The 21,279-nt window shown below is 68.2% G+C and carries 20 protein-coding genes; 14 read left to right on the plus strand and 6 right to left on the minus strand.

Features of this window, described 5'->3' with window-relative positions; genetic code table 11:
- Positions 1-53: 53 nt before the first annotated feature.
- Positions 54-1,055, minus strand: coding sequence for a fumarylacetoacetate hydrolase family protein (locus FFS23_RS13805; protein ID WP_137899050.1), 1,002 nt, complete (start codon positions 1,053-1,055; stop codon positions 54-56).
- A gap of 239 nt (positions 1,056-1,294) precedes the next feature.
- Positions 1,295-4,714 (minus strand): autotransporter domain-containing protein, encoded by a 3,420-nt coding sequence (locus FFS23_RS13810; protein ID WP_137899051.1) that lies wholly within the window; start codon positions 4,712-4,714, stop codon positions 1,295-1,297.
- A gap of 386 nt (positions 4,715-5,100) precedes the next feature.
- Between FFS23_RS13810 and FFS23_RS13815 the strand changes: the two genes are divergently transcribed.
- Positions 5,101-6,486: a DEAD/DEAH box helicase gene (locus FFS23_RS13815; protein ID WP_137899052.1), complete on the plus strand. Its 1,386-nt coding sequence runs from the start codon at positions 5,101-5,103 to the stop codon at positions 6,484-6,486.
- Positions 6,487-6,692: 206 nt separating this feature from the next.
- Entirely contained in the window at positions 6,693-6,959 is a 267-nt protein-coding gene (locus FFS23_RS13820; protein WP_038663103.1) for a hypothetical protein, read from the plus strand.
- Positions 6,960-7,090: 131 nt separating this feature from the next.
- Here the strand turns inward: FFS23_RS13820 and FFS23_RS13825 are convergent, their stop codons facing one another.
- Positions 7,091-7,870 (minus strand): crotonase/enoyl-CoA hydratase family protein, encoded by a 780-nt coding sequence (locus FFS23_RS13825; RefSeq protein ID WP_137899053.1) that lies wholly within the window; start codon positions 7,868-7,870, stop codon positions 7,091-7,093.
- Positions 7,871-7,949: 79 nt separating this feature from the next.
- Between FFS23_RS13825 and FFS23_RS13830 the strand changes: the two genes are divergently transcribed.
- Both FFS23_RS13830 and FFS23_RS13835 read left to right on the plus strand, forming a co-directional pair.
- A complete protein-coding gene (locus FFS23_RS13830) occupies positions 7,950-8,375 on the plus strand; it encodes a PaaI family thioesterase (RefSeq protein ID WP_137899054.1) in 426 nt (141 codons plus the stop codon).
- Complete coding sequence (locus FFS23_RS13835; RefSeq protein ID WP_137899055.1) at positions 8,372-8,767, plus strand: PaaI family thioesterase; 396 nt, start codon at positions 8,372-8,374, stop codon at positions 8,765-8,767. The genes FFS23_RS13830 and FFS23_RS13835 overlap by 4 nt, the downstream gene beginning before the upstream one ends.
- A 6-nt stretch (positions 8,768-8,773) precedes the next feature.
- Here FFS23_RS13835 and FFS23_RS13840 read toward each other — a convergent pair whose 3' ends face one another.
- Positions 8,774-9,592 (minus strand): shikimate 5-dehydrogenase, encoded by an 819-nt coding sequence (locus FFS23_RS13840; RefSeq protein WP_137899056.1) that lies wholly within the window; start codon positions 9,590-9,592, stop codon positions 8,774-8,776.
- 322 nt (positions 9,593-9,914) lie between these two features.
- The gene (locus FFS23_RS13845) at positions 9,915-11,057 is read right to left on the minus strand and encodes a PQQ-dependent sugar dehydrogenase (RefSeq protein WP_137899057.1); all 1,143 of its coding nucleotides are present in this window, start codon (positions 11,055-11,057) and stop codon (positions 9,915-9,917) included.
- 163 nt (positions 11,058-11,220) lie between these two features.
- On the opposite strand from FFS23_RS13845, the gene rimP reads away from it, so the two are divergent.
- From rimP to FFS23_RS13860, 3 genes are read left to right on the plus strand one after another with little or no spacing between them, the layout of a single operon-like run.
- Complete coding sequence (gene rimP / locus FFS23_RS13850; RefSeq protein WP_137899058.1) at positions 11,221-11,808, plus strand: ribosome maturation protein RimP; 588 nt, start codon at positions 11,221-11,223, stop codon at positions 11,806-11,808.
- Between the two features lies 1 nt (position 11,809).
- The gene (gene nusA / locus FFS23_RS13855; RefSeq protein WP_038663117.1) at positions 11,810-13,450 is read left to right on the plus strand and encodes a transcription termination factor NusA; all 1,641 of its coding nucleotides are present in this window, start codon (positions 11,810-11,812) and stop codon (positions 13,448-13,450) included.
- On the plus strand, positions 13,450-13,689 hold the full coding sequence (locus FFS23_RS13860) for a tautomerase family protein (protein WP_038663118.1): 240 nt from the start codon (positions 13,450-13,452) through the stop codon (positions 13,687-13,689). The genes nusA and FFS23_RS13860 overlap by 1 nt, the downstream gene beginning before the upstream one ends.
- Positions 13,690-13,867: 178 nt before the next feature.
- On the opposite strand, the gene FFS23_RS13865 is transcribed toward FFS23_RS13860, so the two are convergent.
- Positions 13,868-14,149 carry a GIY-YIG nuclease family protein gene (locus tag FFS23_RS13865; protein ID WP_137899059.1) on the minus strand — a complete coding sequence of 94 codons (282 nt, stop codon included), beginning with the start codon at positions 14,147-14,149 and terminating at the stop codon, positions 13,868-13,870.
- Between the two features lie 122 nt (positions 14,150-14,271).
- On the opposite strand from FFS23_RS13865, the gene FFS23_RS13870 reads away from it, so the two are divergent.
- From FFS23_RS13870 to rpsO, 7 genes are all read left to right on the plus strand, one after another.
- Positions 14,272-15,006, plus strand: a complete 735-nt coding sequence (locus FFS23_RS13870; protein ID WP_137899060.1) for a DUF448 domain-containing protein — start codon at positions 14,272-14,274, stop codon at positions 15,004-15,006.
- The gene (gene infB, locus FFS23_RS13875; protein ID WP_137899061.1) at positions 15,003-17,846 is read left to right on the plus strand and encodes a translation initiation factor IF-2; all 2,844 of its coding nucleotides are present in this window, start codon (positions 15,003-15,005) and stop codon (positions 17,844-17,846) included. The genes FFS23_RS13870 and infB overlap by 4 nt, the downstream gene beginning before the upstream one ends.
- 118 nt (positions 17,847-17,964) lie before the next feature.
- Positions 17,965-18,351, plus strand: a complete 387-nt coding sequence (gene rbfA, locus FFS23_RS13880; protein WP_171009497.1) for a 30S ribosome-binding factor RbfA — start codon at positions 17,965-17,967, stop codon at positions 18,349-18,351.
- Between the two features lie 13 nt (positions 18,352-18,364).
- Positions 18,365-18,943 (plus strand): thymidine kinase, encoded by a 579-nt coding sequence (locus tag FFS23_RS13885; protein WP_137899062.1) that lies wholly within the window; start codon positions 18,365-18,367, stop codon positions 18,941-18,943.
- A gap of 146 nt (positions 18,944-19,089) precedes the next feature.
- Complete coding sequence (locus tag FFS23_RS13890; protein WP_137899063.1) at positions 19,090-19,779, plus strand: site-2 protease family protein; 690 nt, start codon at positions 19,090-19,092, stop codon at positions 19,777-19,779.
- Positions 19,780-19,789: 10 nt separating this feature from the next.
- Positions 19,790-20,788, plus strand: coding sequence for a tRNA pseudouridine(55) synthase TruB (truB, locus tag FFS23_RS13895; RefSeq protein ID WP_137899064.1), 999 nt, complete (start codon positions 19,790-19,792; stop codon positions 20,786-20,788).
- Between the two features lie 20 nt (positions 20,789-20,808).
- Positions 20,809-21,078 (plus strand): 30S ribosomal protein S15, encoded by a 270-nt coding sequence (rpsO, locus tag FFS23_RS13900; protein ID WP_038663138.1) that lies wholly within the window; start codon positions 20,809-20,811, stop codon positions 21,076-21,078.
- Positions 21,079-21,279: the final 201 nt, after the last annotated feature.

Consider the following 21,279-nt stretch of genomic DNA (forward strand, 5'->3'; position numbering starts at 1 on the left):
CTCCACCACCCGCTGCGCGGGCGGTCCCCCTCCCCGTGCCGGGGAGGATTGGCTCATCCCACCGTCTGCTCGATCACGCCGAAGATCGGGTGGTGCTTGTCGTCCTCCGCCCAGATGCGCACGGTGTCGCCCTTGCGCAGGAACGGCGTCGTCGCCGTGCCGGTGGCGATCGTCTCGACGGTGCGCAGCTCGGCGAGGCAGGAATAGCCGACGCCGCCCGCCGCGATCGTCTGGCCCGGGCCGCCATCGGGGCCGCGGTTCGAGACGGTGCCCGAGCCGACGATCGTCCCCGCCCCCAGCCGGCGCGTCCTCGCCGCATGCGCGACCAGCGTTCCGAAGTCGAAGGTCATGTCCTCGCCCGCATCGGCGCGGCCGAACGGCTGGCCGTTGAGATCGACGTGCAGCTTGCGGTGAAGCTTGCCGTCCCGCCACCAGTCGCCCAGCGCCTCCGGGGTGACGAATACCGGCGAGAAGGCGCTCGCCGGCTTGGACTGGAAGAAGCCGAAGCCCTTGGCGAGCTCGCCGGGGATCAGGTTGCGCAGGCTGACGTCGTTGGTCAGCCCGACCAGCCGGATGCCGGCCAGCGCCTCGTCGCGGCTCGCGCCGAGCGGCACGTCGCCGGTGACGACCACCACTTCGGCCTCGAGATCGCAGCCCCAGGCTTCGTCGGCGAGCGGGATCGCATCGCGCGGGGCCAAGAAACCGTCCGAGCCGCCCTGATACATCAGGGGATCGTGCCAGAAGGTCTCGGGCATCTCGGCGCCGCGCGCCTGCCGGACGAGCGCGACATGGTTCACATAGGCCGAGCCGTCCGCCCATTGATACGCCCGCGGCAGCGGCGAGGCGGCGTCATGTTCGTGGAAGCGCTCGCGCGGGATCACCTCGTGGTCGAGGTCGGTGGCGAGGTTCTGGAGATCGGGCAGCAGCCGGTCCCACGCGTCGAGCGCCGCCTGCAAGGTCGGCGCGATATGCGTCGCATCGGCGCACCAGGCGAGATCGGTGGAGACGACGACGAGCCTGCCGTCACGGCCCTGCTTCAGACTGGCGAGTTTCATCCGGCGCATCCTCTCATGTCGTTGGCCCGACGGTGTATCGGCTGGCGTGCCGGGTTGCGACGGAAAAGTATCGGGGGATACGGGATGCCCCTCTCCACCCGTTCGTCATTCCCCCACCCCTTGCTTCGTCATCCCGGCTTTCGCCGGGATGACGAATTATGGAGATGACGAATGGGACAAACGACAAGGGCCGCCCTCCCCTGCGGGAGAGCGGCCCCGGTGTTACGTCCTACGATCGATCAGAATTTGAACTTGATCGCGCCGCGATAGGCCTGGTTGCGTACGTCCTTGCGCGCGACGGTGGTGTCGGCGCTGACCGACAGCTCGATCCGGTCGGTGGCATAGGACAGGCCCGCCGCCAGCTCGGCCCAATTCTGGTCCTGGCTCGACAGGCGGAAGCCCGCCGGTGCGGTACCGCCGATGAAATTGGCGGTGAAGACGCCCGGCTGGTCCTTGAAGTCGTGGACGTAATAGGCCGAGGCGAACGGCTTGATCACGTCGCCGCCGGCCAGTTGCAGCCCGGCGCGACCCTGCGCGCTGTCGAGATTGTAGCGGTCGAAGCGCAGCGCGCCGTCGCCACCGGTCTCCACCGTCGGCGTGAAGCCGATGTGGTTGACCCGCGCCGCGATCCGCGGCCCGATCTGCAAGCCGCCGAAGTCGAACATCTGGCCGAGACCGACCTCCGCCGACACCGCCAGCGCATCGTCGCGGCTGCGCAGCGTCGAGGCGACCGTGGCGATCGCCACGGTACGCCGCGTATACGCCTGGAACACGCCGCCGCTGACCTGCGCGTCGAGCACCTGCCCGCCCGGCGCCTGCAGCTTGCCGAACAGCGTGCCCTGGAACAGCTCGCCGCGCGCCGACTGGCCGACGCCGCCGGTGGTGCCGTCGAGCTTGGTATAGCCGAAGCCGAAGCCGAGCACGCCGGTGTCGCTGACCTTCGCCTCGATGCCGCTGACCACGTAGAAGCCGTCGAAATTGTCACGGCCACCGAACGGATTGGCATCGCGCAGGCTGCGGCTGTCGCCGTCGACGTACCCGCCGGCGATGAACACGTTGACGTTCTCCGGCAGCACGCCCTCGCGCACCGTGGTCGAGGTGGTGTCGCTCGCGGTCGCCTGCGTCATCGGCAGGTCGCTCGCCATCAGCGCGGCGAATTGCAGCGGCTGGCCGGTCATCGTCAGCGTCCCCGACAGCGGCTGGCTGGCGTCGATCCCGGCGAGATGCTGGCGGTAGAAGCGCGACATATTCTCGGTCGCGACCGTCCCCATGCCGTATTTGAGCGGCGTGGTGCGCGGGGCGAGCCCTTCCAGCGTCGCACGGATTGTCCCCGCATCCTGAAGATCGAGGATGCCGTACAGACCCGACAGCGCAGTGTAGTTGCTCGCGCGGTTGCGATCGAGCAGCCCGGCGAAGGCGGTCTGGATCGGCGTCGCGGCGACGACGCTGGCATAGCTGCCGGCGACGATCCGCGCCTGCACCGCATTCGCCGAATAGACGAATTGCGGGGTCAGGATCGCCGACAGGGCCGAGGGCGACTGGAAGGTGCCGACGACCCCGCCCGCCGCGGTGACGATCGTGTAGAGATCGTTGTAGCGGATCATGTGCCCGGCGACCGGCGCGAAGCCGACGCGGCCGCCGATGCTGGCGACGCCGTCGGTCGTGCCGTTGCGCACCACCGCGACGCGGTCCGACGTGCCGTTGGGGCCGACGTCGACCAGCAACGTGCTGCCCGAAGCGAGGATCAGGTTGCCGCCGACGGTCAGCGTGCCGATCGTCCCCATCGTGCCCGGCGCGATGATGCCGGTGGCGCTGGTGAGGAACGGCGTGTTGATCCGGCCGCTGCCGGTGAGCAGGCCGCTCATCAGGAAGTAATCGCCGCGCGTCGACAGCGTGCCGTCGACCTGCACCGCGCCGGTATATTGGTTGACCGCCATCAGGCTGGTCAGCGATCCCGCCGAGGTGATCGCCAGCTTCGCATTGGTGCCGGCGACGCTGAACCGGTCGATCGTCACCGCGGTGTCGAGCGTCGTCGTGCCCGCCGCACTCAGCGTGACGTCATAATAACGCGCGCTGCGCCGCGTCGCCGCATCGGGATCGATGTTGTTCGGCACGAAGTTGGTCGCACCGGGCAGGCCGTTGGCGAGCGTCGCCGCCGGCAGCGCCGCAGCGACCGCGTCGCCGCCGACGGCAGCGGTGGCGTCGGCATCGATCTTGCGCACCGTCGCCTGATCGTTGCCACTGCTCGCGGTGCCGCCCTGTACGCCCGGCTGCGCGGCGGCGACCGGCTGACCGTCGACATAGGTGATCTTGGTCTTCACGTCATAGCATTGGTCGTAGTTGAACGCCGGCTCCTGATCGCAGACCTGACCGAATTTGTTCTCCGTATCGGGGGTGATGCCGAGGCCGGGCGTGGTCGGCACGCCATTGGCGAGCTGGCCGTTGACGATCACCTGATAGGAGGGGTCGAGCGCCGTCACCCAGTGGCTGGCATCGCTCCACTTGCCGTCCCCGGCGACCGTATTGGCGTAGCGATACGGATTGTTGGCGAGGATATAGTCCCAATAGAGATACAGCGGCTGGTAGAAAGCGGTGGTGCCATAGCCACCGCGGATCTGGCCGCCGAACGTGTAGCTGCCCGACAGCACGCCGATGATCGTCGCCTTGTTGAACGTCCGGTCGAGGATCAGCGGACCGCCCGAATCGCCGGGGCCGGTCGTCCCCTCGCGAGGCAGCGCCTCGTCCTTGAACAGGTTGTAATCGCCGGGATAGCGGCGGGTCGGATCGTCGAAGTCGGTCTGGTACAGATTGGCGGGCAGGCCGGCGCTGCCGCCGAACAGGCCGAAATAGAAATCGTCGATCGAGCCGAGCAGGCCGACGTAATTCTCCGCGACGCGGCGGCGGTAATCGATCGCGCCGCTGGCGCCGGTCAGGCCGGTGCCGTTGGTGCCGTAGCCGGTCACCGTGACGTGATAGCCGGTGCCGGTCGTGTCGCTGATCGACGCAGGCGCGGGCAGCGGCGAGAAGAGCATCGTCCAGGTCGGCACGTCGGCCGCCGGCGTGTCGAAGGTCGCCAGCGCGACATCGGCCTGCAGGAAGTTGTTGGCGAGGCCGAGGTTCAGCGACTGCGCGTTGTAGACGACCTGATTGACGTTGTAGAAATGGTTGGCGGTGCTGGTGCTGTAGTTGCTGCGGAACCAGGCGCGCTGGCCGGCAATCGTGTCCGCCTCGAAGCCGAAGCCGATCGGCAGCTGCCCGGCGCCCTTGCCGTAGTTCCACGGGTTCATCGCGGTCCCGGTCGGGCTTTCGTTGACGCAATGCGCCGCGAACACGACGGTGCGCGGATTGATCAGCGTGCCGGTGCACAGGCCGACGAAGCCGTTCTTCTGGTCGATGATCATCTGGCCGACGCCATTGACGCCCTGGTCGAGGATTGTGCTCGGCGTGCCGGGATTGGAGATGACGACGCTGGGATCGGCCTGCGGCGGCGTCGCCGTCGCCGACCCGCCCTGCATCTCGGCGATCGGCAGGATGCCCTTGAGGCTCATCGACAGATCCGAAGTCGCGGCCTGGGCCTGGGCGGCGCCCGGCAGCGCGATCAGCGCCGACGAGGCGAGAAGGACGCGACGGGCTGCGCCACGCAATGCTGTATTAGCCATTATCTATTCTAATCCCCTGTTATTCGGCCGATCTTCTCACGGTCACGAATGTCGGGGAGCCTATTGGGGGCCGGGGGCAAGTCAAGGCGGCAGGAAGGTCAACCTTCCATTATAGAATCGGAAATGGTGAAAGTGTTGATCGCGAGCCACACCGATGCCCGTTTCGCCTCCGACTTGACTTTTGCCGCGATGCAGCGCACATGGCGGTCAATCGAGGCGTCATGCAGCGTGAACGGGTTGGCTCTGCCACCCCCGGCTCCGCCTCGGTCGATACGCTCAGGGCTTCCCTATTCACGCGGGGTGTCAGTTTCCCCCGCCCCCTGCGAGCCGTTTCCATCGTGGAATCCGGCGCGCGGGTCAGGCCCCGTTTTGAAGGCTACGTTTCCATGTCATTCGCAACCCTCGGCCTCGCCGAGCCGCTCGTCCGCGCGCTCGAAGCCAAAGGCTATACCACCCCGACCCCGATCCAGGCGCAGTCGATCCCGATCCTGCTCGAAGGCGGCGACCTGCTCGGCATCGCGCAGACCGGCACCGGCAAGACCGCCGCGTTCGTGCTGCCGTCGATCCAGCGCCTCACCGAGAACCAGAAGCGCGTGCTGCCGACGCATTGCCGCATGCTCGTCCTCGCCCCGACGCGCGAACTCGCCAGCCAGATCGCCGACAATGCGCGCGGTTACGGCCAGTTCAGCAAGCTGTCGGTCGCGACCGTGTTCGGCGGCACCAGCATCAACAAGAACCGCCAGGACCTCAGCCGCGGCGTCGACATCCTCGTCGCGACGCCGGGCCGGCTGATCGACCTCGTCGAGCAGGGCATGTGCAACCTGTCGATGATCGAGATCCTCGTCCTCGACGAAGCCGACCAGATGATGGACCTCGGCTTCATCCACGCGCTCAAGAAGATCGTGCGGATGATCCCGCGCAAGCGCCAGACGCTGTTCTTCTCGGCGACGATGCCGGTGGCGATCCGCGAGCTCGCCAACCAGTTCCTGCACGAGCCGAAGACGGTGTCGGTCGTCCCCGCCTCGACCACCGCGGAGCGCGTCGACCAGTATGTCACCTTCGTCAATCAGGCGGAGAAGCAGGCGCTGCTGACGATCGTGCTGCAGGATCCGACGATCAACCGCGCGCTCGTCTTCACCCGCACCAAGCATGGCGCCGACCGCGTCGTGAAGCTGCTTGCCGGCAACGGCATCGCGGCGAATGCGATCCACGGCAACAAGAGCCAGGGCCAGCGCGAGCGCGCGCTCGGCGAGTTCAAGGACGGCAAGACCAAGGTGCTGGTCGCGACCGATATCGCCGCGCGCGGCATCGATGTCTCTGGCGTCAGCCACGTCATCAACTTCGAGCTGCCCAATGTGGCGGAACAGTACGTCCACCGCATCGGCCGCACCGCGCGCGCCGGCGCGAGCGGCATCGCCGTCGCTTTCTGTGCCGATGACGAGCGTCCGTACCTCAAGGACATCGAGAAGCTGACCCGCCAGAAGGTCGCGGTGCGGCCGCTGCCGGAGAATTTCACCGGCCTGTCGAACGAGATCAAGGCGACCCGCGTCAAGGCGATCGGTGCCGATCCCGCGCCGCGCGCCGACCTGCCGCGCGGCCAGCGCCAGCCGGCGCGTCCGCGCGCCACGCATGCGCCGACCGCGACGCGCAACTATGCCAACGCCAGCCGTGGCGGCCAGCGTAGCGGCAGCGGCGGCGGCGGCGGCGGTCGCGGCGGCCGTTCGGGTGGCGGCGGCGGTGGTCGCGGTCAGGGCTCGGGCGCGGCGCGCTAAGGCTCGCGATCGATCTCCCTTCCCCGTTCGTGCTGAGCTTGTCGAAGCACGGATGAGACCCATCTGCCCTTCGACAGGCTGAGGGCGAACGGTATCGGGGTTCGCTGATATCCACCGGCCCCGCGGGAGCGATCCTGCGGGGCCGTTGCGTATCCATGGCAACCCGCTGCGATATGAGGCATTCTTCCAGCAGAGGAGATGATGCCATGGACGTATCGACCACCCCGCTGCCCGAACGGATCGCCCGCGTGCTCGCCGGCCAACGGATCAGCGCCAACGCCGGCGGCGACGCCGAGAGCGCCGGCGAACAGGTCGATCTGGCGTGGCGCGACTATCTGGCGGATGCGCGCGCGGTGCTGCGGACGCTGCGTGAGCCGGACCGCAAGATGGCCGCGGCCGGCGATCCCGCGGTGTGGGAGCGGATGGTGCTGGCGGCGATCGAGGAGTCGAAGCCGGAGACCGTGGTCCTCTAAGCGGGACGATCGCGAACGTTCCGCCCCCGCCCTCACCCTATCGCCGGCTGCGCCGGCTCTTCCCTCTCCCGGCGGGAGAGGGAAAAGGCGCGCAGCGCCGCAGGGTGAGGGCGAGGGCGGGACGCCCGCGATCAATCCTCGAAGACGGCTGCGCGTTTCGTCATATTGGCGGCGACCGCCTCCATCATGTTCGGCTTGCCGATCACCTTCATCTGCTCTTCGGTCTCGGCCGCCAGCATGTCGCGCGGGTCGGCGTCATGCGCCATGTTGAGCAGCCGCTTCGCGCCGCGGATCGCGTGCGGACTCCGCCCGGCGATCGTCCGCGCCAGCGCCAGCGCCTCGGCGAGCGGATCCGCCGCCAGCCGCGTCACGAAGCCATGCGCCAGCGCCTCCGCCGCATCGAACTCGCGCGCGGTATAGACGAGCTCGCGCAGCACGTCGTCGCGCACCAGCCCGCGCCAGATCGGAAAGCCGGCCATATCGGGTACCAGTCCCCAATGCGTCTCGCGGATTGCGAAGCGCGTATCGGGTGCGGCGATGCGGATATCGGCACCCGACATGATCTGGAAACCGCCGCCGAAGGCGACGCCGTGCACCGCGGCGATCACCGGCATCGGCAATTGCCGCCAGCCCCAGGTGACGTGCTGCGGCGGGATCGCGCCCTGCGCATTGCGTGTCGTCGACATGCCCGAGCCGCCCTGCGCCATGCTCGCCATGTCGAGGCCGGCGCAAAAGCCCCTGCCCTCGCCCGACAGGACGACGCAGCGCACGTCGCGCCGCCCGGCGAGCGCGTCGATCGTCGCGCCGATCGCGGTGAACATCGCCGGGTCGATCGCATTCATCTTGTCCGCCCGCGCGAGCCGGACGTCGGCGATCCCGTCGGTGACGCTGAGGGTGACGCGGTCGTTCATGGCTCTCTCTCCCGTGGCCCGCCACGCTACCGCCACCCCGTGCGTTGCGCTACCGCCGATGGCGTGTAGAGACAAAGCCATGAGCGGCTTCAACATCGACGCCTTCATGGCGCACCGGTTCGGCGGCCATGCCGGGGCGCTGGGCATCGTCTACCATGGCCGTGGCGACGGCTGGGTCGAGCTGGCCCTGCCTTATACCGACGCGCTGGTCGGCGATTCCGACAGCGGCGTGCTCGCCTCGGGGCCGATCATCGCGCTGATGGATATGGCGACGAGCATCGCGGTGTGGGTGGAACGCGACAAATTCGCTCCCCAGGCGACGCTCGACCTGCGCGTCGACTATCTGCGGCCGGCGGTGCCGGGGCGGACGGTGATCGGCCGCGGCGAATGCCTGCGCCTGACCCGCTCGATCGCCTTCGTGCGCGGCATCGCCTATGACGATACCCCCGACGATCCGCTCGCGCATGTCGCGGGCACGTTCATGCTGATGGATGTCAACGCATGACGCCGCCGTCCGTCCTGCCGCCTTATGCCGAGCTGCTCGGCATCTCGCTGATCCCGCGCGACGGCGCCGCACCGACGCTGCTGCTGCCTTTCCGCGATGCGGTGCTCGGACGCCCCGGCTTCCTGCATGGCGGCGCGATCGCGGGGCTGCTCGAAGTGGCGGCGATCGTCTCGCTGCGGCATGCGCTCGCCGAGGAAGGCGGCGGCCGGATCAAGCCGGTCAACGTCACCGTCGACTTCATGCGCGGCGGCCGCGACAAGCCGACGCACGCCGAGGGCATCGTGACACGGCTCGGCACGCGCATCGCCAACGTCGAGGCGGTGGCGTGGCAGGACGACCGCGCCAAACCGATCGCCAGCGCCCGGATGAACTATCTGATCGTGCGGGAGTGATCCGCTTCAGGATCGCGCCACCCGCTCCGCCTCGGCGACCTGCTCGGGCGTCGGCGTGACGCCGGTATAGAGCACGAATTGCTCGAGCGCCTGTAGCGTGCCGATCGCGGCGCCGGTGATCACCCGCTTGCCGGCGTCGCGTGCGGCGCGGAGCAGCGGCGTATCGGGTGGCAGCGCCACCGCGTCGAGCACCAGCTCCGCCGCGGCGATCGTCTCGCGGTCGAACGCCAGCACGTCCGCGTCCGGCCCTTCCATGCCGAGCGGCGTGACGTTGGCGATCAGGCCGGCGGTGCGACCGTCCACCTCCGCCGCCCAGTCCCAGCCGACCGACCCGGCCAGCGCGCGACCGGATTGCTCGTTGCGCGCGACGATCGTGCCGCGGGTCAGGCCGGCGTCGCGCAGCGCGGTCGCCACCGCCTTGCCCATGCCGCCCGAACCGCGCAGCATCGCCGTCGTACCCGCCGCCACGCCGGCCTGTTCGACCAGCGTGCGCACCGCCGAATAATCGGTGTTGTGGCCGGTCAGCCGGCCATCGTCGTTGACGATCGTGTTGACGCTGTCGATCGCCGCCGCCGAGCCTTCGAGCCCGTCGAGCAGCGGGATCACCGCCTCCTTGAACGGCATCGAGATCGCACAGCCGCGAATGCCGAGCGCGCGGATGCCGCCGATCGCCGCAGGCAGATCGGTGGTGGTGAACGCCTTGTAGACATAGTCGAGCCCGAGCAGCTCGTAGAGCCGGTTGTGGAAGCGCGTCCCGAAATTGCTCGGCCGCGCCGACAGCGACATGCAGAGCCGCGTATCACGGCCGATCAGGGGTTTGGTCATGGTCGTTCCTCAAATTCCTCCCCCGCGGGGGGGGGGCTATCGCATATGGCCATCTGTATGACCCGGGCGAGTCTCAAAGCCACTCCGTCACCCCGGCGTTGCGCCGGGGTCCCGCTTCTTCGGACAGCGAGGCAAGCGGGATGCCGGATCAAGTCCGGCATGACGGGAATATAAATGCCGTCGCAGCCCTGAGAATCTGAATGCGATTGCCCTGCCCGCAGCGGCATGGTGGAGGGGGCTTTCCACCAGCGCAACCGATTGGGGAAGCCCCCCTCCGTCCGCGCTACGCGCGGCCACCTCCCCGTGCCGGGGAGGAATGAGGCTATTTCGCCGTCAGCCGGATCAGCCGCCCCTGCGACTTGCCGCCGTCCTCGATCAGCCAGATCGCGCCGTCCGGCCCCTGATCGACGTCGCGGATGCGCGCGCCCATCGGCCATTGATCGCCCTTCCTCGCATTCTGCCCGTCGAGGTCGACGCGGACCAGCGACTGCGACGACAGGCCGCCGATGAAGGCATCGCCCTGCCATTGCGGGAACATCTTGCCCGAATAGATCATCAGCCCGCCCGGTGAGATCACCGGATTCCACCACACCTTGGGCGGTTCGTAGCCGTCGCCCGGCGCATGATCGGGGATGTCGCGACCGTCGTAATGGCTGCCGTTCGAGGCATTGGGCCAGCCGTAATTGCGACCGGGCATGATGAGATTGACCTCGTCGCCGCCCTTCGGCCCCATCTCCTGCTCCCACAGCCGCCCCTCGCCGTCGAAGGCGAGCCCGAGCAAATTGCGGTGGCCATAACTCCACACCTCGGGCGCGAAGCCCTTGGCGGCGAGCGGGTTGCCCGGCGCCGGCTTGCCGTCGAGCGTCAGCCGCAGCACCTTGCCGAGCGTCGCCTGCGGGTCCTGCGCCGGCGTGAACTTCTGCCGCTCGCCATTGGTGAAGAACAGCGACTGGCCGTCGGGCGAAAAGGCGATGCGCCCCGAATAATGGCCGTCGCCCTCGACGAACGGCCGCGCCTGGAACAGCGCCTCGATCTCGCCGAGCCGGTCGCCGCCGCGGCCGTCGTCGCGCAGCCGGCCGCGCGCCAGCACGACGCCCTTGCCGCCCGCGCCCTTGGTCGAATAGCTGAAATAGATCCGCTTGCTGGTCGCGAAATCGGGTGCGGGAACGACGTCCATCAGCCCGCCCTGCCCCGCCGTGTCGACGGGAAGCGTCGCGATCGTCTGGCGGCGCTTGCCGTCGGCCGACAGCAGGATCATCTGCCCCGCCTTCTCGGTCACCACGATCCGGTCGTCGGGCAGAAAGGCGAGCGCCCAGGGCGAGACGAAATCGGCGACGATCGTCTCGCGGAACAGCTTGGCCGAAGGCGGCGTCTCGCCCGCCTGCGGGCTCCCCTCGGTCGCCGGGGCGTTCCCCGAACAGGCGATGAGGGCGATCGGTAAGGCAGCAAATAGAGCAAGACGCATGATATTCTCCCGGTTGCCGTCTTATACGCACGATGGTCGACGAGGATGCTTGTTTCCATGCGGCGGTAAGCGTATATGACGCCTGCCTTCTCTTACATCGTCAGGTGAAAGAGGCTGCGGGGGCCCCCCTCCGCGGCGGCGGACACGCATATCTGGAGCCTGCATGGCGGACATCGCCCACCTCACGCAATTGATCGAACCGGAAGCCCGCGCGCTGGGTTTCGACCTCGTGCGCGTGAAGATGTTCGGCGGCAAGTCCGACCCCACGTTGCAGGTGATGGCCGAGCGCCCCGACACCGGCCAGCTGACGATCGACGATTGCGCCGATCTGTCGCGCCGCATCTCGGACGTGCTCGATGCGCTGGAAGCCGAGGGCAAGGACCCGATCGAAGACGCCTATCGCCTCGAAGTGTCGTCGCCCGGCATCGACCGGCCGCTCACCCGGCCGCAGGATTATACCAATTGGGCGGGTCATGAAGCGAAGATCACGCTGATCGACAAGATCGACAACCGCAAGATCCTGACCGGTGACCTCGTCGGCATCGATGGCGACAAGGTGACGATCGACGTGCGCGGCTATCAGCCGATGACGGTCGCGCTCGACCAGATCCACGACGCCAAGCTGACGATCACCGACCGCCTGCTCGCGGCCACCGCGCCGCTGTCGAGCGACGGCGCCGACGAATTCGAAGAGGTGTCCGACGACACCGACTCCAACGACAATCATGCCCTTAGCGAAGGACAGAAGTAAGATGGCCACCGTCGCCACCGCCAACCGCGCGGAACTGATCGCGATCGCCAACTCGGTCGCCACCGAGAAGATGATCGACAAGAGCATCGTCATCGAGGCGCTCGAGGAAGCGATCCAGCGCGCCGCCAAGACCCGCTACGGCATCGAGAACGACATCCGCGCCAAGCTCGACCCGAACACCGGCGACCTGCGCCTGTGGCGCGTCGTCGAGGTGGTCGAGGCGGTCGACGATTATTTCAAGCAGGTCGACGTCACCCAGGCGCAGAAGCTCCAGAAGGGCGCGGTCGTCGGCGACTATATCGTCGATCCGCTGCCGCCGATCGAATTCGGCCGCATCCAGGCGCAGGCCTCGAAGCAGATCATCTTCCAGAAGGTCCGCGACGCCGAGCGCGAGCGCCAGTATGAAGAGTTCAAGGATCGCCAGGGCGAGATCATCACCGGCGTCGTCAAGCGCGTCGAGTTCGGCCATGTCGTCGTCGACCTCGGCCGTGCCGAGGGCGTCATCCGCCGCGACCAGCAGATCCCGCGCGAAGTGGTGCGCGTCAACGATCGCATCCGCTCGCTGATCCTCAACGTCCGCCGCGAGAATCGCGGGCCGCAGATCTTCCTCAGCCGCGCGCACCCCGATTTCATGAAGAAGCTGTTCGCGCAGGAAGTGCCCGAGATCTACGACGGCATCATCACCATCCAGGCCGCCGCACGCGACCCGGGCAGCCGCGCCAAGATCGGCGTCATCAGCCGCGACAGCAGCATCGATCCGGTCGGCGCCTGCGTCGGCATGAAGGGCAGCCGCGTCCAGGCGGTGGTGCAGGAGATGCAGGGCGAGAAGATCGACATCATCCCCTGGTCGCCCGATATCGCCACCTTCGTCGTCAACGCCTTGCAGCCCGCTTCGGTGAGCCGCGTCGTGATCGACGAGGAAGAGGAGCGGATCGAGGTCGTCGTCCCCGACGACCAGCTCAGCCTCGCGATCGGCCGCCGCGGCCAGAACGTCCGCCTCGCCAGCCAGCTGACCGGCAAGGCGATCGACATCCTCACCGAGCAGGATGCCAGCGAGAAGCGCCAGAAGGAGTTCACCGAGCGGACCGAGATGTTCCAGAACGAACTGGACGTCGACGAGACGCTGGCGCAGCTGCTGGTGGCCGAGGGCTTCGGCGCGCTGGAAGAGGTCGCTTATGTCGAGCTCGACGAGATCGCCGGCATCGAGGGCTTCGACGAGGACCTCGGCCAGGAGCTGCAAAGCCGCGCGCAGGAAGCGCTCGACCGTCGCGAGGCCGCCAACCGCGAGGAGCGCACCGCGCTCGGCGTCGAGGACGCGCTGATCGACATGCCGTATCTGACCGAAGCGATGCTGGTCACGCTCGGCAAGGCGGGGATCAAGACGCTCGACGATCTCGCCGATCTCGCAACCGACGAACTGGTCGAGAAGAAGCGCGTCGAGCCGCGCCGCCGCAACGAGGACGCGCCCAAGCGCCCCGAGCCGAAGGGCGGCATCCTCGCCGAATATGGCCTGAGCGACGAACAGGGCAATGAGATCATCATGGCCGCGCGCCAGCATTGGTTCGCCGAGGACGAGGCCCCGGCCGCGACCGAGACGGCCGAAGCGGGCGAGGACGCGAAGAGCGAGGCGGAGGAAGGCTGATGCCGTTCGTCTCGATCCGACTGGCGGGCAGCGCGACCCGCGAGCAGAAAGCGGGGATCGTCGCCGACGTGACGACCTCGCTGGTCACGCGGCTGGGCAAGAACCCGGCCGCGGTGCAGGTCGTGATCGAGGAGGTCTCGACGGAGAATTACGGCGCCGGCGGCCAGCTGATCGCCGACCGCGACGCCGCGCCTGCCGCGCCATCGAGGGAGGACGCGCATGCGGTTCCCTCACAATGAGGCGCTAGGGCTCCAGCAGGTTCGCGACGGGCGACGCGATTCGCGGGTAACCGCGGGGACGCGTGCGCGTGTGCGTCATTCTCGCACCGGTTCGTGTGCAGCGCTGTCCTCGCCCCACGATATCCGTCACCCCGGACTTGTTCCGGGGTCCACCCCGCGGCGGGGAGAACGGCCGGGATCAGTCCAGCGGCGGCAGCCCGAGGGCGACCGCCAGATCGTCCCAGTCCGGATTGTCGCGCTCGATCAGGTTCTTCTTCCAGTCGCGCCGCCACGCCTTGATGCGTTTTTCGCTGGCGATCGCGTCGGCCATGGTTTCGGCGATCTCGAACCATACCAGTCGGACGATGCCGTAGCGACTGGTGAAGCCTTCGTACGTGCCGTCTCGGTGTTGCATGATGCGACCGACGAGATTCGACGTCACGCCGGTATAGAGCGTGCCGTTGAAGCCGCTGGCCAGCATGTAGACGCAGGGTTGCCGGTCCCTCATGGCGATGAGCTTGCCGCCCGGTGGACCCCGGAACAAGTCCGGGGTGACGGGGTGGGTGTGGCTACCGTCTCGAACTCCACCGCGGGGGGCGGCGCATGAGCGATCCCGTCCGCAAGTGCATCCTGACGCAGGATCGTGACGAACGCGACAACCTCATTCGGCTGGCGATCGCGCCCGACGGGCAGGTGCTGCCCGACGTGCGGGCCAAGGCGCCCGGCCGCGGGGCGTGGATCGGCGTCACCCGCGCCGACCTCGAAGAGGCGATCGCCAAGAAGAAGCTGCGCGGCGCGCTCGCGCGTGCCTTCAAGGGCGCCGAGCTGGTCATCCCCGACGATCTGCCCGCACGGATCGCCACCGCACTCGAACGCAACGCGCTCGACCGGCTCGGGCTCGAATCGCGCTCGGGCACGCTGCTGACCGGCTCGGAGAAGATCGAGGCGGCGGCGCGCGCGGGGCAGCTCCATGCGCTCTATCATGCGGCGGATGCCGGCACCGACGGCAACCGCAAGCTCGACCAGGCGTGGCGGATCGGCTCGGACCGCGAGGGATCGACGCTGAGGGGCTTGGTTTTGCCGATGCCCCGCCCCATATTGTCGTTGGCGCTGGGCCGCGAGAATGTGGTACACATCGGCCTGACCGACCGCGCTGCCGCCGCGCGGGTGAGCGATGCGCTCGGCCGCTGGCTGCATTTTATCGGACCTGAAACCCCTCCCGTGCCTTGCGAAACGGCCTCGCAAGGCGCATCGGCGCCCGGACTTCCCCCTGTATTTCCGGGGGATGTATCCGACGGGCTGCGACCGGCCGTAGACGTGAACGAGGAATTTGAGTGAGCGACACCGACAACGATAAGCCGAAACTTGGCATGCGCGCGCCTTTGGGGCTGAAGCGCACGGTCGAGACCGGCCAGGTGAAGCAAAGCTTCAGCCACGGCCGGTCCAATACGGTGATCGTGGAGACGAAGAAGCGGCGCGTTCTCGGCCGTCCGGGCGAGGCGCAGGCCGCGCCCGAACCGCAGGTCGAGGCGCCCGTCGCCGCGCCTGCTCCGGCGCCAGCCCCTGCTCCACGTCCGGCGCCGTCGAACGAGACGCCGCAGGAGCGCCAGGCGCGCATGCTGCGCGAAGCCGAGGACCAGCGCATGCACGCGCTGGAGGACGCGCGCCGTCGCGAGGAAGCCGCGCGTGCGCAGGCTGCCGAGGACGAGCGCGCCCGCGCCGCCGAAAAGGCTGCCGCCGCTGCCGCTCCGGCACCGACGCCCGCTCCCGAGCCGACGCCGGAACCGGTCGCCGCACCGGCGCCCGCCCCGGCTGCACCGCAGGTCGCGGCACCCGTCGTACCGACCCCCGCCGGCCGTGGCTTCCGCCCGGTCGAGCGCGTCGTGCCGCCGGCACCGGTCGAGGCGCCCGCGCCTGTCGCCGCACCGACGCCGGCGCCGGCTCCCACTCCGGCACCTGCACCTGCACCTGCGCCGGTCGAGGCCGCCGCACCCGCTCCGGCACCGGCGCCGGCCCCGGCGCCCGCACCGATCGTCGGTTTCGGCCGCGATCCGTCGCTGCCCGCACCGCGTCGGTTCTCGCCGGTCGCCCGCCCGGAAATTCCCAAGCCGCAGCCCAAGCCTGCACCGGCCCCTGCGGCCGCGCCGGCTGCTGCCGCGACGACCGCGACGGGCAATGCCGGTGGCGCCGGCGGCGCTGCGTCGCGCAACCTGCCTTCGGGTCAGGCGACGCCGCGCAACGCACCGCCAAGCCGGCCGACGCAGCGCGACCGCAAGGGCGACGAGCGTCGCGGCGGCAAGCTGACCGTCAACCGCGCGCTCGGCGACGATGGTGCGCGCTCGCGCAGCCTCGCCGCGCTCAAGCGTGCGCGTGAAAAGGAAAAGCGTCACTTCGGCGGCCCGCGCGAACAGCAGGCCAAGCAGATCCGCGACGTCCAGGTGCCCGAGGCGATCACCGTCCAGGAACTCGCCAACCGTATGGCGGAGAAGGGCGCAGATCTGGTCAAGACGTTGTTCAAGATGGGCATGCCCGTCACGATGACGCAGACGATCGATCAGGATACCGCCGAGCTGCTGGTGACTGAATTCGGCCACAACATCGTCCGCGTCAGCGACAGCGACATCGATCTGGCGCTCGACACCGGCGAGGATTCGACCGAGTCGCTCAAGCCGCGTCCGCCGGTGGTGACGATCATGGGTCACGTCGATCACGGCAAGACGAGCCTGCTCGACGCGCTGCGCGGCACCGACGTGGTGCGCGGCGAGGCCGGCGGCATCACGCAGCATATCGGCGCCTATCAGGTCACGCTGAAGGACAAGTCGAAGGTCACGTTCCTCGATACGCCGGGTCACGAGGCATTCACGCAGATGCGTGCCCGCGGTGCCGACGTCACCGACATCGTGGTGCTGGTGGTCGCGGCCGACGACGGGCTGATGCCGCAGACGATCGAGGCGATCAACCACACCAAGGCGGCCGGCGTGCCGATGATCGTGGCGATCAACAAGATCGACAAATATGAGGCCAATGCCCAGCGCGTGCGCGAGCGTCTGCTCGAGCATGAGGTCGTGGTCGAGGAAATGGGCGGCGACGTCCAGGACGTCGAGGTCTCCGCGCTCAAGAAGACCGGGCTCGACACGCTGATCGAGAAGATCCAGCTCCAGGCCGAACTGCTCGAACTGCGCGCCAATCCGGATCGCGCCGCCGAGGGTACGGTGATCGAGGCGAAGCTCGACAAGGGCCGTGGGCCCGTGGCGACGATCCTCGTCAACCGCGGCACGCTGAAGGTCGGCGACGTCTTCGTCATCGGCGCGGAGAGCGGCAAGGTCCGTGCGCTGATCGACGACAAGGGCCGTCAGGTGAAGGAAGCCGGCCCGGCGATGCCGGTCGAGGTGCTCGGCATGACCGGCGTTCCCTCGGCAGGCGATCCGTTGCAGGTCGTCGAGAGCGAGGCACGTGCCCGCGAGGTCGCCGAATATCGCCAGAGCGTGCTGACGCAGAAGCGCACCACGACGGCGCCGGCGAGCCTCGAGAGCATGTTCTCGGCGCTCAAGGCCAATGCCGCGATCGAATATCCGTTGGTGGTCAAGGCCGACACCCAGGGGACGGTCGAGGCGATCGTCGCGTCGATCAACAAGATCTCGACCGATCTCATCAAGGCGCGGGTGCTGCACTCGGGCGTCGGCGGCATCACCGAGAGCGACGTGACGCTGGCGGGTGCGAGCGGCGCGCCGATCATCGGCTTCAACGTCCGCGCCAATGCCAAGGCACGCGAGATCGCCGATCGGCAGAAGGTGGCGTTGAAGTACTATGACGTCATCTACGACCTGATCGACGAGATCCGCGCCGGCATGGCGGGCGAGCTCGGGCCGGAAGCGTTCGAGACCGTGGTTGGCCGGGCGGAGATCCGCGACGTCTTCTCGGCGGGCAAGCACGGCAAGGCGGCCGGTCTGCTCGTGGTCGACGGCGTCATCCGCAAGGCGCTCAAGGCGCGCATCACGCGCAACGACGTCATCATCTATCAGGGTGAGATCGCGTCGCTGCGCCGCTTCAAGGACGATGTCGCCGAAGTGCGCGCCGGTCTGGAATGCGGTGTGACGTTCACGCAGAATTTCGTCGACATCAAGCCCGGCGACTTCCTCGAGACGTTCGAAGTCGAGATGCGCGAACGCACCCTCTAAACCATGTCCCTCTCCCATCCGGGAGAGGGAGGGCGCTGCCGCAGGCGGCGGACGGGTGAAGGCGGCATGCCTCCTGCCCTCACCCTCCCTCCCCCGCCGGGAGGGGGTAAAAGGAATCATGAACAAAGATCCCCAGGATAAATCGGTCCGCGCGCTGCGCATCGGCGAACAGGTCCGCCACGTGCTGTCGGAGATCCTACAGCGCGGCGACGTCCACGACGAGACGCTGGCCAAGCACATGGTCTCGATCACCGAGGTCCGCATGTCCTCCGACCTGCGCCACGCGACGGTGTTCGTGAAGCCGCTGCTCGGCAAGGACGAGGAACAGGTGCTCAAGGCGCTGCGCACCAACACCGCCTATCTGCAGCGCGAGGTCGCGCATCGCATCCAGACCAAATATGCCGCCAAGCTCAAGTTCCTGAGCGACGAGAGCTTCGACGAGGGCAGCCACATCGACGCGCTGCTCCGCAAGCCCGAGGTGGCGCGCGATCTGGGCGAGGATTGACGGGGCTTAGTCGGTGGCCAAGCTCTATTTCTACTACGCCTCGATGAATGCGGGCAAGTCGACGACGCTGCTGCAGGCGGACTTCAACTATCGCGAGCGGGGCATGAACACGATGCTGTTCACCGCCGCGGTGGACGATCGTTTCGCGGCGGGGACGATCACCAGCCGGATCGGGCTCGAGGCGCCGGCGACGCCGTTCGATGCGGCCACCGACCTCGCCGCCTGCGTCGCCGAGCGGCAGGCGCGCGAGCCGCTCGCCTGCGTGCTGGTCGACGAGGCGCAATTCCTCTCCGCCGGGCAGGTCGCGCAATTGGCGCGGATCTGCGACGTGCTCAACGTGCCGGTGCTTGCCTATGGACTGCGCACCGATTTCCAGGGGCGGTTGTTCGAGGGATCGGCGCGGCTGCTCGCGATCGCGGATGCCCTCATCGAGATCAAATCGGTGTGCGTCTGCGGGCGCAAGGCGATCATGAACCTGCGCGTCGATGCGCAAGGTCGTGCGATCGCCGAGGGCGCGCAGACCGAGATCGGCGGCAACGACCTTTATGTCGCGCTGTGCCGCCGGCATTTCAGCGAGGCATTGGGGTCCTAGCCGCCGTCCTCACCCTTCCCACCGCCTGCGGCGGCGGGCCCCTTCCCTCTCCCGCCGGGAGAGGGAGAGACGGCGGAGCCGGCGATGGGTGAGGGTGAGCGCGACGCACTCTGGCGGACCGCCCTGCCCCACGCCATATCGCGCGCATGAACCCCGAGAACATCGTCTATCGCACCGCCGTCTGGATCATCCCGCTGGTGATCGCGATCGTCTTCCACGAGGTCGCGCATGGCTGGATGGCGAAATGGCTCGGCGATCCGACCGCGCAGGAGCAGCGGCGGCTGAGCTTCAATCCGATCCGCCACGTCGATCCGGTCGGTACATTGATCCTGCCGCTCGGTCTCGCCATCGCCGGTGCGCCGGTGTTCGGCTGGGCCAAGCCGGTGCCGGTGATCGCGCAGCGGCTGCGCAATCCGCGCTGGGGCATGGTCGCGGTGGCGCTCGCCGGGCCGGGGATGAACCTCGCGCTCGCGACGCTGACCGCGATCGCGATCGGCGTCATCGGCGCGACCGCGGGCGGCACCGCGCCGGTCGGGGTCGCGGCCTTCGTGCTCGCCAATCTCGTCAACTTCCTGCTGGTCAACGTCTTCCTCGCGATCTTCAACCTGTTGCCGATGCCGCCCTTCGATGGCGGCCATGTCGTCGAGGGGCTGCTGCCGCGGCCGCTCGCCGCGCAATATGCCAAGATCGGGCGGTTCGGCTTCCTGCTGCTGATCCTCGTGCTGGTCGTGCTGCCGATGGTCTTCCCCGGCGCCGATCTGGTCAGGCGCGTCGTCGGGCCGCCGGCGCAAGCGGTGATCGGCTGGTTCCTGGCCTTGGCGACCGCAATCGCCTAACGGCCGCGCGATGCACGGTTGGATCATCATCGACAAGCCCTTGGGGCTGGGCAGCACGCAGGTCGTCTCCGCGGTCAAGCGCGCGCTGCGGCAGGGCGGCTACGGCAAGTTCAAGGTCGGCCATGGCGGCACGCTCGATCCGCTGGCGACCGGGGTGCTGCCGGTCGCGGTGGGCGAGGCGACCAAGCTCGCCGGGCGGATGCTCGACAGCGACAAGGTCTACGATTTCACGATTCGCTTCGGCGAGCAGACCGATACGCTCGATGCGGAGGGGGCGGTGATCGCGACCTCCGACGTGCGGCCGACCGCGGCCCAGGTCGCGGCGGTGCTGCCGCGCTTCACCGGGCCGATCACGCAGGTGCCGCCGGCCTATTCGGCGCTCAAGGTCGACGGCGCGCGGGCGTATGACTTGGCGCGAGCCGGGGAAGAGGTGGTGCTGGCCGGGCGGCAGGTGACGATCCACGCGCTATATTCCTCCCCGGCACGGGGAGGGGGACCGTCCGCGCCAGCGGATGGTGGAGGGGGGCCTCCCCAAACGGTTTCGCGGGAGGAAGCCCCCCTCCACCATCCTGCGGATGGTCCCCCTCCCCGTGCCGGGGAGGAATTGGGAGAGATCACCCTCACCGCGCACGTCTCCAAGGGCACTTATATCCGCTCCCTCGCGCGCGACGTCGCGCTGGCGCTCGGCACGGTCGGTCACGTCACCATGCTCCGCCGCACCAAGGCGGGGCCGTTCGACCTCGCCCCCGCGATATCGCTGGACAAATTGGCCGAAGCCGGTATGGCGCGCAGCCTTGAACAGGTAATCCTGCCATTGAGGGCGGGGCTGGACGACATCCCGGCTCTATCCCTCACCCCCGAACAGGCAGGGGCGCTCCGCCAGGGGCGCGTTCTGAGCGGGATCGACAGGGACGATGGCCAATATTTCGCGTGTGACGGGGATATCCCGGTCGCGCTGATAGAGGTCGAGGCCGCAGAGGCCCGCGTCGTCCGTGGCTTCAACCTTTGAACGATGTCGAGGACTGACACATGACCATTACCGCAGAGCGCAAGGCCGAAGTCGTCAAGGAACATGCGCGCCAGGAAGGCGACACCGGTTCGCCGGAAGTCCAGGTCGCGATCCTGTCGGAGCGCATCAAGAACCTGACCGAGCATTTCAAGGGTCACAAGAAGGACAACCATTCGCGCCGCGGGCTGCTGATGATGGTCAACAAGCGGCGCTCGCTGCTCGACTATCTCCGCAAGACCGACGGTCAGCGGTACCTCGACCTGATCGCGAAGCTCGGCCTTCGCAAGTAACGATGAGGGCGGCCTTCGGGTCGCCCTTTTCATATGTCCGTGCTACAGGCGGACATCACGAATTCACGAATACCGGCATGAGCCGGGTAGCGGAGACGGGCAATTCGGCCCCGATCCACGGGAGCGACAAGACGCTCCATACCGACGCGGGCCGGCTTAGCCCGCAGACAGGCCCCCCGCAGCATCTGGCTCGGGGAGTGA

Origin of the sequence: Sphingomonas sp. 2SG (assembly GCF_005503285.1) — a bacterium.
Lineage (GTDB): Bacteria > Pseudomonadota > Alphaproteobacteria > Sphingomonadales > Sphingomonadaceae > Sphingomonas > Sphingomonas taxi.

Coding starts and splice junctions, on each gene's coding strand:
- FFS23_RS13805 (WP_137899050.1), bottom strand. CDS start 1,055: ATGAAACTCGCCAGTCTGAAGCAGGGCCGTGACGGCAGGCTCGTCGTC.
- FFS23_RS13810 (WP_137899051.1), bottom strand. CDS start 4,714: ATGGCTAATACAGCATTGCGTGGCGCAGCCCGTCGCGTCCTTCTCGCC.
- FFS23_RS13815 (WP_137899052.1), top strand. CDS start 5,101: ATGTCATTCGCAACCCTCGGCCTCGCCGAGCCGCTCGTCCGCGCGCTC.
- FFS23_RS13820 (WP_038663103.1), top strand. CDS start 6,693: ATGGACGTATCGACCACCCCGCTGCCCGAACGGATCGCCCGCGTGCTC.
- FFS23_RS13825 (WP_137899053.1), bottom strand. CDS start 7,870: ATGAACGACCGCGTCACCCTCAGCGTCACCGACGGGATCGCCGACGTC.
- FFS23_RS13830 (WP_137899054.1), top strand. CDS start 7,950: ATGAGCGGCTTCAACATCGACGCCTTCATGGCGCACCGGTTCGGCGGC.
- FFS23_RS13835 (WP_137899055.1), top strand. CDS start 8,372: ATGACGCCGCCGTCCGTCCTGCCGCCTTATGCCGAGCTGCTCGGCATC.
- FFS23_RS13840 (WP_137899056.1), bottom strand. CDS start 9,592: ATGACCAAACCCCTGATCGGCCGTGATACGCGGCTCTGCATGTCGCTG.
- FFS23_RS13845 (WP_137899057.1), bottom strand. CDS start 11,057: ATGCGTCTTGCTCTATTTGCTGCCTTACCGATCGCCCTCATCGCCTGT.
- rimP (WP_137899058.1), top strand. CDS start 11,221: ATGGCGGACATCGCCCACCTCACGCAATTGATCGAACCGGAAGCCCGC.
- nusA (WP_038663117.1), top strand. CDS start 11,810: ATGGCCACCGTCGCCACCGCCAACCGCGCGGAACTGATCGCGATCGCC.
- FFS23_RS13860 (WP_038663118.1), top strand. CDS start 13,450: ATGCCGTTCGTCTCGATCCGACTGGCGGGCAGCGCGACCCGCGAGCAG.
- FFS23_RS13865 (WP_137899059.1), bottom strand. CDS start 14,149: ATGCTGGCCAGCGGCTTCAACGGCACGCTCTATACCGGCGTGACGTCG.
- FFS23_RS13870 (WP_137899060.1), top strand. CDS start 14,272: ATGAGCGATCCCGTCCGCAAGTGCATCCTGACGCAGGATCGTGACGAA.
- rbfA (WP_171009497.1), top strand. CDS start 17,965: ATGAACAAAGATCCCCAGGATAAATCGGTCCGCGCGCTGCGCATCGGC.
- FFS23_RS13890 (WP_137899063.1), top strand. CDS start 19,090: ATGAACCCCGAGAACATCGTCTATCGCACCGCCGTCTGGATCATCCCG.
- truB (WP_137899064.1), top strand. CDS start 19,790: ATGCACGGTTGGATCATCATCGACAAGCCCTTGGGGCTGGGCAGCACG.
- rpsO (WP_038663138.1), top strand. CDS start 20,809: ATGACCATTACCGCAGAGCGCAAGGCCGAAGTCGTCAAGGAACATGCG.